This window comes from Moorena sp. SIO4A1 (assembly GCF_010672065.1).
Taxonomy (GTDB): Bacteria; Cyanobacteriota; Cyanobacteriia; order Cyanobacteriales; family Coleofasciculaceae; genus Moorena.
Window position 1 is genome coordinate 1 of the sequence record NZ_JAAHHX010000446.1, and the last position, 1,872, is coordinate 1,872.

Below are 1,872 nucleotides of genomic sequence, written 5' to 3' on the forward strand. Positions count from 1 at the left end.
TTTTTGCAAGAGGTCTAATGGTCTAAGGAATTTTATGAAACTTTTTATTACAGGAATTTGTGGCTTTGTGGGCAGTACCCTGACTAAGGCGTTACTTGACCATAAGGCAGATTTATCCATTACGGGTATTGATAACCTATCTCGGTCAGGCTCTTGGGTCAATCGTGAGATTTTGACTAAACAAGGGGTGAAGGTGGTTCATGGTGATATTCGTAATGCCAGTGACTTAGAAGCTTTAGGTCCCTTTGACTGGGTGATTGATTGTGCGGCAAATCCTAGTGTATTGGCAGGGGTTGATGGTCAATCGAGTAGTCGTCAACTGATTGAGCATAACTTGGGTGGTACGATTAACCTGCTGGAGGCGTGCAAACGTTGGAATGCAGGTTTCATACTGCTCTCAACCAGCCGGGTATATTCGATTCCACCATTGGCACAATTAAAGGTAGAGGTGCATGACCGGGCTTTTCGACCTTGTGTAGCTGACTCGTCTAGTTGGCCAGTGGGATTGAGTGAGCAGGGGATTAGTGAAGCGTTTTCGACGGCTCCACCGATTTCTCTGTATGGTTCAACAAAGCTAGCATCAGAAACACTGGCTCTGGAGTATGGATTAACTTTTGAGTTTCCGGTGTGGATTAACCGCTGTGGTGTCTTGGCAGGGGCAGGTCAATTCGGGAAACCTGATCAAGGAATTTTTGCCTTCTGGTTGCATTCTTGGCGAGAAAAGCGATCGCTAAAATACATCGGGTTTGATGGTATGGGGCATCAGGTGCGGGATTGTTTACATCCGAGAGATCTGGCTCCGCTGGTGTTAAACCAAATAGCTGCAGGTTGGGATGAGAGTAAGCCAAAAACAGTAAATGTGTCAGGTGGACTTGAATCGGCTCGGTCGTTGCGGCTATTGAGTGAGTGGTGTGCGGAGCGATGGGGAGCGATCGATGTAAGTAGTGATGAACGACCTCGGAAATTTGATTTGCCCTGGGTTGTTCTCGATCATTCTCTGGCTACTCGTGTTTGGGATTGGCAGCCAGCAATATCCGTAGAGTCAACTCTTGAAGAAATTGCTGATTTTGCAGACCGCAACCCAAACTGGATTGCTATATCAACTTAATAAAAAGCATAAATATGTTAAGGACTATTGCTAGTTTAATTGCGAAAAATTTATTCCTATGGAAAATTTACTATCATCTTATTTGGAAACCGGCAATCGTCATTCGACAAGCTAGGAAAAATTTTCTTTATGGAGAAATATTGAAAAGGTTGAAAACTGGAGATGATACAGCAGTCAATGCTGGTCCATTTCAAGGCTTACACTATGCTATTCTTGAATCTCATTGCAGTACTTTACTGCCCAAACTACTAGGAACTTATGAAGCAGAGCTTCAATCAACTATACTTTCTTGGAAGGAACAAAACTTTCCAATTATTGTAGATATTGGCTGTGCTGAAGGCTACTATGCTATTGGATTGGCACTTATGTTCCCTAATGCATCAGTGTTTGCCTATGATATTTCTGAGAAGGCACGCAACCTGACAAAGTCAATGGCAATTAAGAATTTAGTATCGGATAGACTCACCGTCAGAGGAGCATGTGAGAGCCAAGATTTGCTGGCTATGGATTTATCGTCTGGTGGCCTAATTTTTAGTGATTGTGAAGGTTATGAACTTGAGTTGTTCGATCGTCGAGTTGCTGAACATTTGCAAAATTGCCATCTTGTGATCGAAATGCACGATCGTCCTCATAAGAACTTTTTTGTACGTCTCAAACTAGAAGATATATTTTCAAACACCCATAATATAAAAATTATCAACAGTATTGATGATTTTCAAAAAATAAAGACATATCATAGCCCGCTAGTGACTAACTACGATGAC

Annotated in this window: 2 protein-coding genes; both read left to right on the forward strand. The window is 42.4% G+C overall.

Going from position 1 to position 1,872, the window contains the following annotated elements:
• Positions 1-1,108, forward strand: a 1,108-nt coding sequence (locus tag F6K53_RS39285) for an NAD-dependent epimerase/dehydratase family protein (protein ID WP_293085342.1), incomplete at its 5' end; no start/stop codon positions are given.
• 14 nt (positions 1,109-1,122) lie between these two features.
• Positions 1,123-1,872, forward strand: a 750-nt coding sequence (locus F6K53_RS39290) for a hypothetical protein (protein ID WP_293085345.1), incomplete at its 3' end; no start/stop codon positions are given.